Raw genomic sequence first — 13,038 nt, 5'->3', positions numbered from 1 at the left:
GAATCTGTAGGCGTCGGTCAGGCTGCAGGGCGGCTGCAACACCGCCCCTGCATCACTGCCGCAAATCGATCAGCACGCTCTTGAAGCGCAGGTTCGCCTCGTAAGCCTGGCGGCCGAGATCCTTGCCGATGCCGGAGCGCTTGTAGCCGCCCGTCGGGATCATGAAGTCGGACGTGCGGCCATAGCGGTTGACCCACACGGTGCCCGCTTCCAGCGCGCGCACGAAGCGCAGCGCGCGGCCGAGATCGGCGGTATGCACGCCCGCGGCAAGCCCGTACTCGGGATGCTGCGCGAGCGCGAGCGCTTCTTCTTCGCTGTCGAAGGTTTGCAGCGTGAGCACCGGACCGAAGACTTCCTCGCGCACCGCCTCGGACTGAGCGGTGACATCGGTGAGCAAGGTCGGCGTATAGAACGCGCCCGCCGATGCGCCGCGAACCTCGGCACGCTTGCCGCCGTGGCGCAAGGTCGCGCCCGCGTCGAGCGTGCGCCCCACGATACTTTCGATGCGCGCCGCCTGCGGCTCGGAGATGATCGGCGAGAGCGTCGTGCCCGCGGCCCACGTCGCGCCCGGCGTCAGCTCCGCGAAAATTCTGCCGATGCGTTCGGCCAGCGGCTCGGCAAGACTGCGCTCGACCAGCAGCCGCGAGCCCGCGACGCACACCTGCCCCGCGTTGCCGGTGATCGCGCCCGCGATGCGGCGCGCCACATCGTCCAGACGCGGCGCGTCGGCGAAAACGATTTGCGGGCTTTTGCCGCCAAGCTCAAGCGTGACCGGCTTGGTGCCGCTCGCCGCGCAGGCCGCCATGATCGCGGCGCCCGTGCGCGTCGATCCGGTGAACGTGACCTTGCTGATCTTCGGATGACGCACGAGTTCGTCGCCGGTCGTGCGTCCGTCGCCCTGAATCACATTGAAGATGCCGGCGGGCACGCCGGCCTCGACAGCCAGTTCCGCGAGGCGCAGCACGGAGAACGGCGTCATCTCCGAAGGCTTGAGGACGACCGCGTTGCCCGCGGCGAGCGCCGGGGCGATCTTCCACGAAGCCATCACGAGCGGGAAATTCCACGGCGCGATGGCGCCGATCACGCCGTACGGCTCGGCGATCGTCATGCCGAGATGATCGTGGTCGGTGGCCGCGACGTCGCCGCCCAGCTTGTCGGCGAACTCCGCGTAAAAGCGGATGCCCTCGGCGGTGAACGGCACGTCCCACGACACGGCCTGGGCAACCGGCCGCGTCGAGCCGAGTGCTTCCAGGCGGCCGAGCGCGGGTGCGTCGGCTTCGACCAGATCGGCGAAGCGCCGCATGATCCTCGCGCGCTCGCGCGGCGCCATGCGCGCCCAGCCGCTCGTGCGAAACGCCTGCCAGGCGTTCTCGACCGCGCGATCCACCATGTCCGCGTCGGCGACCGGCACGCTCGCGTAGACGACGCCGTCGGACGGGCGCGCCACATCCATGCGGCGCGTGCCCTGCCCGCTGCCTTGCACCCACTCGCCGCCGATGAAATGGCCGCTGCGAATCGCGACGTCGTCCGGATTGAAGCTGTCCATGAGAAAGTGTCCTAGTGAATGACGCTGATGGAAACCGCCTGCGCCGCGCCGTCGCCGCGACGCCCGCCATAAGTAAAATCGTAGAGCCGCGCGCCTGGCATATGTCGCCGACAAAAATCGCCGCGCAGCAGAACCCGCCTGTAATGCGGGCGCATACGGCATGTTTTGCATCGAATTGCGATGCGGCCTTGCGCGGCGCGCCGGATAGAAAGATCGTCCTAGTCACACCGCGCCGTGGATGACACAGTGACGCGTAAGCCTTTAGCCATTCAGGAGCACGGCGTGCCCGATTCGAAGACAGATCCGATAGCTGATCCGATCACATACAGACGCTTCACCCTCGACGACGTTGCCGCGGCGCATGCGTTGACGGTCGAACTCAAATGGCCGCATCGCGCGGACGACTGGAAGTTCGTCGCGCAACTGGGCGTGGGTTTCGTCGCCGAAGATGCGAGCGGCGTGATCGGCACCGCGCTTTGCTGGAAGTACGGCGCGGATTGCGCGTCGCTCGGCATGGTGATCGTGTCGCCGGCGCGGCAAGGGCTCGGCATCGGCAGAAAGCTGATGGAACTGCTGCTCGAGGAACTCGGCGGCCGCATCACCTTCCTGCACGCGACCGCCGCCGGTCAGCCGCTCTATGAAAAGCTCGGCTTTCGCGCGACGGGCACGCTCGATCAGCATCAAGGCGCGGCGTTCCAGCCGCCGCTCGTGTCGTTGCCGGCGGGCGAACGCTTGCGGCCGCTAGGGTCGAGCGATACCGCGCGCCTCGTCGAGCTGGCTTCGCAGGCAAGCGGCCTCGATCGCGGCGAAGTGCTGCCCGCGCTGCTCGAGAACGCCGACGGCATCGCGCTCGACCGCGACGGCGAACTCGTCGGCTTCGCGCTCTTTCGCCGTTTCGGACGCGGCTTTGCGATCGGCCCGGTGGTCGCGCCTGCCTCGGAAGGTTCGAGCCGCGCGAAGGCGCTCATCAGCCACTGGCTTGCACTGAACGAAGGCGTGTTCGTGCGCGTCGACACGCCGGGCGACAGCGGCCTGACCGAATGGCTCGAACAGCTCGGGCTGCCGCGCGTGGACACGGTCGTCAGAATGGTGCGCAACGCGCAACCGCAGAGCGTGGCGGCCAACGCGACACCTTATGTGCAATACGGCATCATCAATCAGGCGATTTTCTGACCCGTCATGGCCTTACTCTATAAAGCCGACCCGGCGCGCGGCCTGCAATGGGCGAGGCTCTTCGCCGAAAAGGCGCCCGGTTTGCCGTTCCATATCTGGCCCGATCACGGCGATCCCGCTGCGATCCGCTATCTGGTTGCATGGCAGCCGCCCGAAGACCCGACCCGCACGTTTCCCAATCTGGAAGTGGTGTTCTCGGTGGGCGCGGGCGTCGATCAATTCGATCTGTCCGGCGTGCCGGAGCATGTGCCGGTAGTACGGATGATCGAACCGGGGCTCGTCGAAGGCATGGTCGAATACGTGACGCAGGCAGCGCTCACTATTCATCGCGATCTGTTCGACTACGGGCTTCAGCAGCAACAGCAGGTGTGGCGCGAACTGCCGCTGAAGCCAGCCGCGCAACGGCGCATCGGCGTGCTGGGGCTCGGCGTGCTCGGCACCGCGGTATTGGAGCGGCTGCGTCTCTTCGGCTTTGCGTGCGCGGGCTGGAGCCGCTCGCCGCGCGAGATCGAGGGCGTCGAATGCTATGCGGGCGAAAGCTCGCTCGATGCTTTCCTCGCCCGCACAGACATCCTGGTTTGCCTGCTGCCGCTCACGCCGGCCACGCGCGGCCTGCTTGATGGACGCCTGTTCGCGAAGCTGCCGCGCGGCGCCTCGCTGATTCAAACGGGCCGCGGCGCGCATCTGAATCAGCAGGACTTGCTGACGGCGCTCGACAGCGGCCAATTGCAGAACGCGATTCTCGATGTGACCGATCCCGAGCCGTTGCCCGCCGGTCATCCGCTGTGGACGCATCCGCGCGTGCGCATCACGCCGCATATCGCCAGCGCGACGCGGCCCGACACCGCCGTCGACGTCGTGCTCGATAACCTGCGCCGCCATCGCGAAGGCCTGCCGATGCTCGGCCAGGTCGACCGCACGCGCGGCTATTGAGCGCTCCCGCATTCCACCGGATACGCGCGCGCCACGGCTTTTCAACGTCCGCAGCACAAAATGCTAAGGGCATGCATCAAAACGCGTCGCGCGCGCTTTTCAGGCAATTGTTTAGGTAAGCGGACCATCGCCGTGGATCAGTAGTATGGAACCGTCAACAGCCCTTTCGCGACGAGAACCCACCATGCCGATCCAATCGCTCATTGAAGCCGACCGCCAGCACCTGATCCATCCTGTCATCAACTACCGTGCGCACGAGGCGCGCGGCGTCACGGTGCTCGAATCCGCGAGCGGCGCTTTTCTGCGCGACGCGGCGGGCAACGAACTGCTCGACGCCTTCTCCGGCTTGTGGTGCGTGAACGTGGGCTACGGCCAGCAGAGCATTGTCGAGGCCGCCACCGCGCAGATGCAGAAACTGCCCTACGCGACGAGCTATTTCCATTTCGGCTGCGAGCCGGCTATCGAACTGGCGCAAAAACTCGCGCAGGTCGCGCCCGCTTCGCTGCAACACGTGTACTTCACGCTCGGCGGCTCGGACGCGGTCGACTCGGCAATCCGCTTCATCACGCATTACTTCAATGCGACGGGCCGTCCGTCGAAGAAGCACATCATCGCGCTGCAACGCGGCTATCACGGCTCGTCGAGCATGGGCGCGGGGCTGACCGCCCTGCCCGCGTTCCACCGCAACTTCGATCTGCCGCTGCCGAACCAGCATCACCTGCCGTCGCCGTATGCGTACCGCAATAATTTCGCCGACGACGCCGCGTTGATCGCCGCCTCGGTCGCCGCGCTCGAAGCGAAGGTCGCGGAACTCGGCGCGGATAACGTCGCCGCGTTTTTCTGCGAACCGATTCAGGGCTCGGGCGGCGTGATCGTGCCGCCGGTCGGCTGGCTGAAGGCGATGCGCGAGCGTTGCCGCAAGCTCGGCATTCTGTTTGTCGCCGACGAAGTGATCACCGGCTTTGGCCGCACCGGGCCGCTGTTCGCATGTCAGGGCGAGAACGTCGAGCCGGATCTGATGACGGTCGCCAAGGGTTTGACCGCCGGCTACGCGCCGATGGGCGCGGTGCTGATGTCTGACGAAATCTATCAGGGCATCGCCGATGGCGACGCCGAGGCGATTGTCGGCCACGGTCATACGTATTCGGCGCACCCGGTGAGCGCGGCGATCGGTCTGGAAGTGCTGCGCCTTTATCACGAAGGCGGCTTGCTCGCGAACGGCGTCGCGCGCGCGCCGCGTTTCGCGCGCGGCCTTGATGCATTGCTCGCGCATCCGCTCGTGGGCGATTCGCGTCACCGCGGCCTGCTCGGCGCGCTTGAACTCGTCACCGACAAGGACACCAAGGCGCAGTTCGACCCCGCGCTGAAACTGTCGGAGCGCATTGCCGTCGCGGCCTATGAAAACCGCCTGATTTTCCGTGCGTTCGGCGACAATATTCTCGGCTTTGCGCCCGCGCTTTCGTACACGGAATCGGACTTCGACCTGATGTTCGAGCGGCTCGAGAAAACCCTGGACGACGTGCTTGCACAAGCCGACGTGCGGGCCGCGCTGCGCGGCAAAACCACGGCTAAGCACCAGGCCAAAAGTACTGCCGCTGCATGCTAGAGTAGAGGGCCGCCTGAGTCCCTTTTCTCAACCGCCGGAGCCACAACGTTACGATGAGCAGCGACTGCAAGCTAGACCGTATCGACCTGCGCATACTTTCGCAGTTGCAAAAGAAAGGCCGTATCACCAACGTCGAGCTTGCCGATGCGGTCGGCCTTTCGCCGAGCCCCTGCCTGATTCGCGTCAAGCGGCTGGAAAAGGCCGGCTACATCGTCGGCTATGGCGCGCAGATCCAGCTCGAAAAGCTCGGTGACGTGCAGATCGTTTTCACCGAAGTCACGCTCGCCGATCATCGGCGGGAAGACTTCGTGAAGTTCGTGAATGCGATTCGCGACGTGGACGAAATCGTCGAATGCCATCTGGCGAGCGGCGGCTACGATTACCTGCTGAAGTTCGTCACGCGCAGCGTGAGCCATTATCAGAGCATTATTGAAGGCTTACTGGAACGCGACATCGGCATTGAAAAGTACTTTAGCTACGTGATCATCAAGTCGCCGTTCGTGAAAAGCCACTATCCGCTCGAAACGCTGTTCTCGCAGAATCACCACTAAAGCAGTAACCACTAACGGCTAGGCGGTGTCGTCCGGCGGGTTCCACTGCGCGAATTCTTCGCTGAGAAAGTCCACGCAAACCCGCACTTTCGCCGACTGCGCGAGTCGCGCCGGATACACCGCCCACAGGTTCGCCGGCTGCGTCACGTCCGGCAACACCTGCTGCAACTGGCCGCTTTCCAGCAGCGGCCGCACGTCCCACATCGAACGCAGCACGATGCCGCGCCCGGCCAACGCCCACTGCACCGCGACCTCGCCGTGATTGGTCGACAAGGGTCCCGTGACCTTGATCGACGCCGCCTCGCCGCGCACGGTCAAACGCCACAAACCGAACGGATGATCGCGCTCCTTGATCGCGAGACACGCATGCGCCGACAGATCCGCCAGTTGACGCGGCGCGCCTTCTCGCGCGAGATAATCGGGCGACGCGCACAGCACGCGATGATTCGACGCGAGCCGCCGCGCGATCAGATGCGGCGCGATGTCGTCGCCGATGCGAATGTCCAGATCGAAACCTTCGCCGGCGACATCGACGAGACGGTCGAACAGATCGAGCCGCACGCTCAACTGCGGATAACGCTCGGAAAAACGCGCAAGCGCGGGCGCGACGAAACGCCGGCCGAAACCGAAGCTGCTCGAAATGCGCAGCTTGCCGCCCGGAATGCGGCGCGTGGTGGACACGTCTTCAACGAGCTGATCGACGTCGTCGAGAATTTTTTCGGCCCATGTGTAGACGCGTTCGCCCGCCTCGGTAATCGCGACGCGGCGCGTGGACCGGTGCAGCAGGCGCGTGCCGAGCGTAGTCTCGAGCACGTTGATACGCTTGCTGACATACGCCGCGGACACCGACAGCGATTCGGCCGCCGCGCTGAAACTGGCTTTGCGCGCGACTTCGCAAAACACGCGCAGGTCGCCGAGATCGGGTGACGGGACGGCGTTCATAGGTTGCCTGGTAGTGTTCGGTGGCGTTCCGCTTTGTACACGAATCGTGCACAGTGGCTTAACTAAAGCGACCATTTTATGGCCAAACAGCAGGAATAAAATAACTGTTATCGGATCGGTACAAGCCCTAATGGAGGAGCACAGCATGTCGAAGAAATATCGGATCGCAGTCATTCCCGGCGACGGCATCGGCGTCGAAGTCATGCCCGAGGCGCTGCGCGTGCTCGACGCGGTGAAGACGCGCTTTGGCATCGAGCTCGAGTATCAGCACATTGAATGGGCGAGCTGCGACTACTACGCGAAGCACGGCCAGATGATGCCGGACGACTGGAAAGCGCAACTGCAATCGGCCGACGCGATTCTGTTCGGCGCAGTGGGCTGGCCCGACACCGTGCCCGACCACGTTTCGCTGTGGGGATCGCTGCTCAAATTCCGCCGCGAATTCGATCAGTACATCAACCTGCGTCCGGCGCGCCTCTTTGCCGGCGTGCCTTCGCCGCTCGCGGGCCGCAAGGCGGGCGACATCGACTTCTGGATCGTGCGCGAGAACACCGAGGGCGAGTATTCGTCGGTGGGCGGCGTGATGTTCGAAGGCACCGAGCGCGAGTTCGTGTTGCAGGAATCGGTATTCACGCGGCACGGCAGCGAGCGCGTGCTGAAGTTCGCGTTCGATCTCGCGCAGCGCCGCGAGCGCAAGAAGATCACCGTCGCGACGAAGAGCAACGGCATTGCGATCAGCATGCCGTGGTGGGACAAATGCGCGGCCGGCATCGCCGCGCAATATCCCGATGTGACGTGGGACAAGCAGCACATCGACATTCTGTGCGCGCGCTTTGTGCTGAATCCCGATCGCTTCGACGTGGTGGTCGCGACCAATCTGTTCGGCGACATTCTTTCCGACCTCGGCCCTGCATGTACCGGCACGATCGGCCTCGCGCCGTCGGGCAATCTGAATCCGGACCGCAAGTTTCCATCGTTGTTCGAGCCGGTGCACGGCTCGGCGCCGGACATCGCCGGCAAGAACATTGCGAATCCCATTGCGATGATCTGGTCCGCCGCGATGATGCTCGACTTCCTCGGCAACCACGAAGGCAACGAGCGCGACGCGCACGACGCGATTCTGGCCGCCATCGAAGCAACGCTCGTTGAAGGCCCGCATACTGGCGACCTGGGCGGCAAGGCGAACACCACGCAAGTCGGCGAGGCGATTGCGGCGAGGCTCGGCTGAACATGGAAACCTATCCGATCGAAGTCGCGTTCCCCGATATTTCGGTGCACGAACAATCTGCGTCGGGCATTGCCTACGTTCACACGTTCGACTCCGGCGTGGACGGTCCGCATGTCATGATCAATGCGCTCACGCACGGCAATGAAGTGTGCGGCGCGATCGTCGTGGATGAACTCTTGCGCCTGAAGCTGCGCCCGCGCCGCGGACGGCTCACGCTCGCGTTCGCCAATGTCGACGCCTACCGGAGCTTCGATCCCGCGAAGCCGGACGCGGCCCGTTTCGTCGATCAGGACTTCAACCGCGTGTGGACCGCGGCGGTGCTGGACGATGCCGCGCGCAACTCGAGCGAACTCGCGCGCGCACGGGCGATGCGGCCGGTGATCGACAGCGTTGACGCGCTGCTCGATCTTCATTCGATGCACGAAAAAAGCAAGCCACTGATCGTGGCCGGGCCGCTGCAAAAAGGCATCGACCTCGCCGTGCAGCTCGGCACGCCTGCCACCGTGATCTGCGACGAAGGCCATCCCGAAGGCCGCCGCATGCGCGACTACGAAGGCTTCGGCGACCCGGCGAGCGCAAAGAACGCGTTGCTGATCGAATGCGGGCAACACTGGGAGGCGAGCGCCGTCGCAGTGGCGCGCGACACCACCGCGCGGTTTTTGCTGCTCGCCGACGTGATCGACGAAAGCGATCTGCCGCCGGACTGGCTCGCGCCGTTGCCGCCTGTGCAGCACATCGTGCGCGTGACGCAACCGGTCGTCGCGACAAGCATGGATTTTCGTTTTGCCGGTCCTTATACCGGGCTCGAAATCTTTCCCGAAGCCGGTGCCGTGATCGGCTGGTCCAACGGCGAAGCCGTCACCACGCCTTACGACAACTGCATGCTCGTGATGCCTTCGTTGCGGCAATTGCGCCCCGGCGTCACCGTCGTACGACTCGGCAAGGTCGAGCAGACCGTTGCGAACTCATCAACCCGCGGCCTGTGAGCAGGCTGCGTGCATCCATCGAATAAAGGCGCTGAAAGCCATGAAGGTTCAACAAATCAAACAGAGCGTGAATCTGCCGAATCTCGAGGATTGGGGCACGGCCGGCCTGCCGGGCACCACGCCGATCCGCGTCTCGGGTGTGCAGCGCGTACTCAATAGCGCCGAGGCGATCGACACCGGCATCTTCGAATGCTCGGCCGGCACGTATCGCCGCTCGGTGAAGCAGGCGGAGGTGATGCACATTCTCGCCGGACGCGGACGCTTTACGCCGGACAATGACGAGACGGTCCATTTCGCGGGCGGCGACACGTTGTTTTTCGAAGCGAATACGGAAGGTCTCTGGGAAGTCGAGGAGACCATGCGCAAGGTGTACGTCATTCTCTGATTTAAACCGCTGTATCTGATCTTCAGTCTTACCCGGCGCGCGCGAGCGCGCGCCGCGGCTGCCTCGCCCTTCCCCATTGTCGTTTCGACGCCGACCGGCCACAGTGTCGGGTAATCCCGCGTTGACCCTTCGTCGGTAAATTCCTTACAGTGTCGCTTGTTCGCTGAGAGAATCACAGTTCTATATACGAACAAATCAAAACTCATGGCGACAGGCACACCGTCCGCATACCATGCATGAATGAAGCGGACCGTGCGACGCGCATCGTAAGGTAAGACAAGGCTCGCTCCGACGAGCCTTTTTGCAGTCAGGAGACCCATCATGAATCGCAGCGACGCTGTGAACGTTCAGACCTTCCTCAACGAGCATCCGTTTTCGCCGTTCCAGTGGCTGGTCTTTGCCATGTGTTTCGTGATCGTCCTGCTGGATGGTTTCGACACGGCCGCCATCGGCTTCATCGCGCCGTCGCTGCTCGCGGAATGGGGCATCACCAAACCGGCGCTCGCGCCCGTGCTGAGCGCGGCGCTGTTCGGCCTCGCGTGCGGCGCACTGGCCTCCGGGCCGCTGTCCGACCGGCTCGGGCGGCGCTCGATGCTGCTCGGCTCGGTGCTGCTGTTCGGCGCCGCGTGCCTCGGCTCGGCGTTCTCGACGAGCATCGAATATCTGACGGTGCTGCGTTTCGTTACCGGCGTCGGTCTCGGCGCAGCCATGCCGAACGCGGTCACGATGATGGGCGAATACTGCCCGGACAGCCGCCGCGCGACGATCATCAATCTGATGTTTTGCGGCTTTCCGCTCGGCGCGGCATTCGGCGGCTTCCTCGCCGCGTGGATGATTCCGCACTTCGGCTGGCGCAGCGTGCTGTTGCTCGGCGGCATCGCACCGCTCGTGCTCTTCGTGCTGTTGTTGATCAGGATGCCGGAATCGGTGCGCTACATGGTCGCCAACAATCAGCCGGTCGCGCGCATTCGCGCGGCGCTCGGGCGCGTCTCGAGCACGGCCGCCGACGCAGAAGCGTTCACGATGACCGAGACGGCGCCGGCAACCGGCGGCAAGGGCGCGGCCGTCGTGCTGTCGCGCGCGTACATCGTCGGCTCGGTGATGCTGTGGATCACCTACTTCATGGGACTCGTGATTTTCTACGCGTCGATCAACTGGATGCCGATTCTGCTGAAGGACGCCGGCCTCACGCCGCAACGCGCGACGCTCATCTCCGCGTTGTTCCCGCTCGGCGGCGTGGGCGCCGTGGTGTGCGGCGTGCTGATGGACCGCTTCAACGCGAACCGGATCATCGCGGCCTGCTATGCGCTGACCGCCGTGAGCGTGTACTTCATCGGCCAGGCCGCGGGCAATGTCGGCGCGCTCGTGTTCATCGTGTTCGTCGCGGGCGTGCTGATGAACACCGCGCAATCGTCGATGCCCGCGCTCGCCGCCGCGTTCTACCCGACGCAAGGCCGCGGCACGGGCGTCGCGTGGATGCTCGGCATTGGACGTTTCGGCGGCATTGCGGGCTCGTTCCTCGTGGCCGAACTGACACGCCGTCACTTCACGTTCGCCGGCATCTTCGCGACGATCGCGGTCGCCGGCATCATCGCGTGCATCGCGTTGCTGATCAAGCAGATGGCGCGGCCGTATGTGGCGAACGCGCCGGTGTCGAAGGCGGAATCGTTTGGGCATTGATTGAGGAGCCCAGCGCGCGAGAGCGCGTGCCGGTTTGCTTGCTTCGAGTTTGTTCAAAGCCGCCTTTCGAGGCGGCTTTTTTATTTGGCGGATCAACGTGCGTGAGCGGGCTCGCGGCTTGCTGAAATCATATGGACTCTCCTTTGGAGCGCACGTCATGAACCTGAATCCGATTGCCTATACGCTGCCCGCTCGTCACATTCTGTCGATGATGACATCCACCGAATCCGACCCGCCCGCCGGCGAAAACGACGACGACCTCGACGACGAACTCGATGAAACCGGCGCCGTCACGAACAGAAGCAACGGCAAAAGCGGAACGAACACCGAAGCCGAGCCCGACAAGAAATAGCAGCAGCCAGCGACGAATCGACGCGGGCAGCTATCGCTTGCTCGCGCGTAAACTGCGGGCTTTGCGCCCAACAGGATTCGTCGTCATGAAACGCGTAGTCGTATCGGCATTGCTTGCAACGTGTCTCGCACAAGCGGCGACTCAGGCCGCGGCACAAACGGTCAGCAATCAATGCTTTGCAATCGGCGATATTGCCGGTCAAGTGGCGTCGTGGCGCGCGCACAAAAAGACCAAAGCGCAGGCGCTCGATCAAGCCGCAAAGTACTATCGCGACGATGCGGACCGCCAGACCTTCGCCGCGATCATCGAGAAGATCTATGCACCGAACGCGCCACGCATGACGCCGGATCAGGCCAGCATGGCGTTCACATCCGACTGCGTGAAGGCGCGCAATGAGCAGACGTCAGCGCGCTAACGTCTGCCGTGGGTGGCTCTATCAACGTTTACAGTTTGCGAAACGCATCCAGCGAACTCAGCACGTTGCCGTGAAAATCGAACAACGTGTTGTTGTCCCACTGATCGCCCGCGCCGACTTTCCAGCCGACATTCGGCGTCGGAATCCATTCCGGCTCCCACCAGAACACGCCTTTGCCGTGCCCGTCGGGTATTGCCTTCACGATGTCCGCAACAGCCGCAAGAAACTGTGCCTGGCCTGCGGGCGTTTGCGGGAAAGTCGTTGAACCCGTGTTAGTCATCGCATTCGGCTCGGAGTCACCGTCGCTCGTCGTCCACGGATACGCGGTTTCCACCACCATCACGTCCTTGCCGTAGCGCGTCGCGAGATCGTTCGCATTGTTTTGCAGATCGCTCAGCGCGCCCTGCCATTGCGGGTAATACGACAAGCCGATCATGTCGAAGCTCACGCCTCGCTGGATCGCACTGTCGAACCACCAGCGGCTCGTCGCGTTGTTGCCGCCGCTGTCGATATGCAGCATGACCTTGATGCGCTCATCGACCGATCTGACCGCATCATGCCCGGCCTTCAGCAATTGCGCGAGGTTGTCCCACTGATCGTATTTGCCGAGCGGCCACAGCATGCCGCCGGTGATCTCATTGCCCACTTGCACCCACTCGGGACGAACGCCGTCGCGCTTGAGCATATTGAGTACATTCGACGTGTACTCGGACAGCAATGCACAAGTCTCCGTAATGTTCTTGCCGGCCCACGCATGCGGCGGGTACTGCTTGCCCGGATCGGCCCACCAGTCGCTATAGTGAAAGTCGATCAGGATGCGCATGCCGAGCGCCGCGGCACGCCGCGCCAGCACACGCACATGCTCCGCGTTGTTGTAACCGGCGCGCGGGCTTTGATCGGCGGGAAAATAGTTCGGATTGCCAGGATCATTCCAGACCTTGATGCGAATGGAGTCGACGCCGTGACTCCTCAGAAGCAGCAGACAGTCGTGCGGCACGCCATGATCGTAGAACTTCGCGCCGTTCGCTTCGAGTTCGAGCAGCGTGGAAACGTCCGCGCCCTTTGCAAACCGGCCGCTACGTGAAGCCGTTCTGACGTCGTCAGCGGCCATTGCCGGCGTGCCGATCATCGAACCCGCGCCGGCCGCTGCCGCCGCGGACGCGAGCCATCCCAGCATTTCTCTTCTGTTCATCTGTCATCCTCCATCTATCGAATGGCGACTCGTCCTGGCTCGCCTGGTT

At 63.7% G+C, this 13,038-nt stretch carries 13 protein-coding genes; 10 read left to right on the top strand and 3 right to left on the bottom strand.

Annotation, left to right across the window (positions count from 1 at the left end; all coding sequences use genetic code 11):
• Positions 1-52: 52 nt before the first annotated feature.
• Positions 53-1,546, bottom strand: a complete 1,494-nt coding sequence (locus CUJ91_RS19245) for an aldehyde dehydrogenase family protein (protein ID WP_107710737.1) — start codon at positions 1,544-1,546, stop codon at positions 53-55.
• Positions 1,547-1,852: 306 nt separating this feature from the next.
• On the opposite strand from CUJ91_RS19245, the gene CUJ91_RS19240 reads away from it, so the two are divergent.
• From CUJ91_RS19240 to CUJ91_RS19225, 4 genes are all read left to right on the top strand, one after another.
• Positions 1,853-2,719, top strand: a complete 867-nt coding sequence (locus CUJ91_RS19240) for a GNAT family N-acetyltransferase (protein WP_053860770.1) — start codon at positions 1,853-1,855, stop codon at positions 2,717-2,719.
• Between the two features lie 6 nt (positions 2,720-2,725).
• Positions 2,726-3,652, top strand: a complete 927-nt coding sequence (locus CUJ91_RS19235) for a 2-hydroxyacid dehydrogenase (RefSeq protein WP_006049124.1) — start codon at positions 2,726-2,728, stop codon at positions 3,650-3,652.
• A gap of 184 nt (positions 3,653-3,836) precedes the next feature.
• A complete protein-coding gene (locus tag CUJ91_RS19230; RefSeq protein ID WP_006049123.1) occupies positions 3,837-5,258 on the top strand; it encodes an aspartate aminotransferase family protein in 1,422 nt (473 codons plus the stop codon).
• A 53-nt stretch (positions 5,259-5,311) separates the two neighbouring features.
• Positions 5,312-5,809: an Lrp/AsnC family transcriptional regulator gene (locus CUJ91_RS19225; protein ID WP_006049122.1), complete on the top strand. Its 498-nt coding sequence runs from the start codon at positions 5,312-5,314 to the stop codon at positions 5,807-5,809.
• Positions 5,810-5,827: 18 nt separating this feature from the next.
• Here CUJ91_RS19225 and CUJ91_RS19220 read toward each other — a convergent pair whose 3' ends face one another.
• Entirely contained in the window at positions 5,828-6,751 is a 924-nt protein-coding gene (locus CUJ91_RS19220) for a LysR substrate-binding domain-containing protein (RefSeq protein WP_006049121.1), read from the bottom strand.
• 145 nt (positions 6,752-6,896) lie between these two features.
• Between CUJ91_RS19220 and CUJ91_RS19215 the strand changes: the two genes are divergently transcribed.
• The 6 genes from CUJ91_RS19215 (at position 6,897) to CUJ91_RS19190 (ending at position 11,797) form a co-directional block, all read left to right on the top strand.
• Positions 6,897-7,979: a tartrate dehydrogenase gene (locus tag CUJ91_RS19215; protein ID WP_029966559.1), complete on the top strand. Its 1,083-nt coding sequence runs from the start codon at positions 6,897-6,899 to the stop codon at positions 7,977-7,979.
• A 2-nt stretch (positions 7,980-7,981) separates the two neighbouring features.
• Positions 7,982-8,965, top strand: a complete 984-nt coding sequence (locus CUJ91_RS19210; protein ID WP_374710163.1) for a M14 family metallopeptidase — start codon at positions 7,982-7,984, stop codon at positions 8,963-8,965.
• A gap of 40 nt (positions 8,966-9,005) precedes the next feature.
• Entirely contained in the window at positions 9,006-9,350 is a 345-nt protein-coding gene (locus CUJ91_RS19205) for a cupin domain-containing protein (protein ID WP_114156877.1), read from the top strand.
• Between the two features lie 321 nt (positions 9,351-9,671).
• Positions 9,672-11,030, top strand: a complete 1,359-nt coding sequence (locus CUJ91_RS19200) for an MFS transporter (RefSeq protein WP_006049117.1) — start codon at positions 9,672-9,674, stop codon at positions 11,028-11,030.
• A 157-nt stretch (positions 11,031-11,187) separates the two neighbouring features.
• Entirely contained in the window at positions 11,188-11,382 is a 195-nt protein-coding gene (locus CUJ91_RS19195) for a hypothetical protein (RefSeq protein WP_006049115.1), read from the top strand.
• Between the two features lie 85 nt (positions 11,383-11,467).
• Positions 11,468-11,797 (top strand): hypothetical protein, encoded by a 330-nt coding sequence (locus CUJ91_RS19190; RefSeq protein ID WP_114156876.1) that lies wholly within the window; start codon positions 11,468-11,470, stop codon positions 11,795-11,797.
• Positions 11,798-11,825: 28 nt separating this feature from the next.
• Here CUJ91_RS19190 and CUJ91_RS19185 read toward each other — a convergent pair whose 3' ends face one another.
• Positions 11,826-12,989: a glycoside hydrolase family 53 protein gene (locus CUJ91_RS19185; RefSeq protein ID WP_114156875.1), complete on the bottom strand. Its 1,164-nt coding sequence runs from the start codon at positions 12,987-12,989 to the stop codon at positions 11,826-11,828.
• Positions 12,990-13,038: the final 49 nt, after the last annotated feature.

This window comes from Paraburkholderia graminis (assembly GCF_003330785.1).
Lineage (GTDB): Bacteria > Pseudomonadota > Gammaproteobacteria > Burkholderiales > Burkholderiaceae > Paraburkholderia > Paraburkholderia graminis.
Note: the sequence above shows the minus strand (reverse complement) of the source record. Positions and strands in the feature narration are given on the sequence as shown.

Coding starts and splice junctions, on each gene's coding strand:
- CUJ91_RS19245 (WP_107710737.1), bottom strand. CDS start 1,546: ATGGACAGCTTCAATCCGGACGACGTCGCGATTCGCAGCGGCCATTTC.
- CUJ91_RS19235 (WP_006049124.1), top strand. CDS start 2,726: ATGGCCTTACTCTATAAAGCCGACCCGGCGCGCGGCCTGCAATGGGCG.
- CUJ91_RS19230 (WP_006049123.1), top strand. CDS start 3,837: ATGCCGATCCAATCGCTCATTGAAGCCGACCGCCAGCACCTGATCCAT.
- CUJ91_RS19225 (WP_006049122.1), top strand. CDS start 5,312: ATGAGCAGCGACTGCAAGCTAGACCGTATCGACCTGCGCATACTTTCG.
- CUJ91_RS19220 (WP_006049121.1), bottom strand. CDS start 6,751: ATGAACGCCGTCCCGTCACCCGATCTCGGCGACCTGCGCGTGTTTTGC.
- CUJ91_RS19215 (WP_029966559.1), top strand. CDS start 6,897: ATGTCGAAGAAATATCGGATCGCAGTCATTCCCGGCGACGGCATCGGC.
- CUJ91_RS19210 (WP_374710163.1), top strand. CDS start 7,982: ATGGAAACCTATCCGATCGAAGTCGCGTTCCCCGATATTTCGGTGCAC.
- CUJ91_RS19205 (WP_114156877.1), top strand. CDS start 9,006: ATGAAGGTTCAACAAATCAAACAGAGCGTGAATCTGCCGAATCTCGAG.
- CUJ91_RS19200 (WP_006049117.1), top strand. CDS start 9,672: ATGAATCGCAGCGACGCTGTGAACGTTCAGACCTTCCTCAACGAGCAT.
- CUJ91_RS19195 (WP_006049115.1), top strand. CDS start 11,188: ATGAACCTGAATCCGATTGCCTATACGCTGCCCGCTCGTCACATTCTG.
- CUJ91_RS19190 (WP_114156876.1), top strand. CDS start 11,468: ATGAAACGCGTAGTCGTATCGGCATTGCTTGCAACGTGTCTCGCACAA.
- CUJ91_RS19185 (WP_114156875.1), bottom strand. CDS start 12,989: ATGAACAGAAGAGAAATGCTGGGATGGCTCGCGTCCGCGGCGGCAGCG.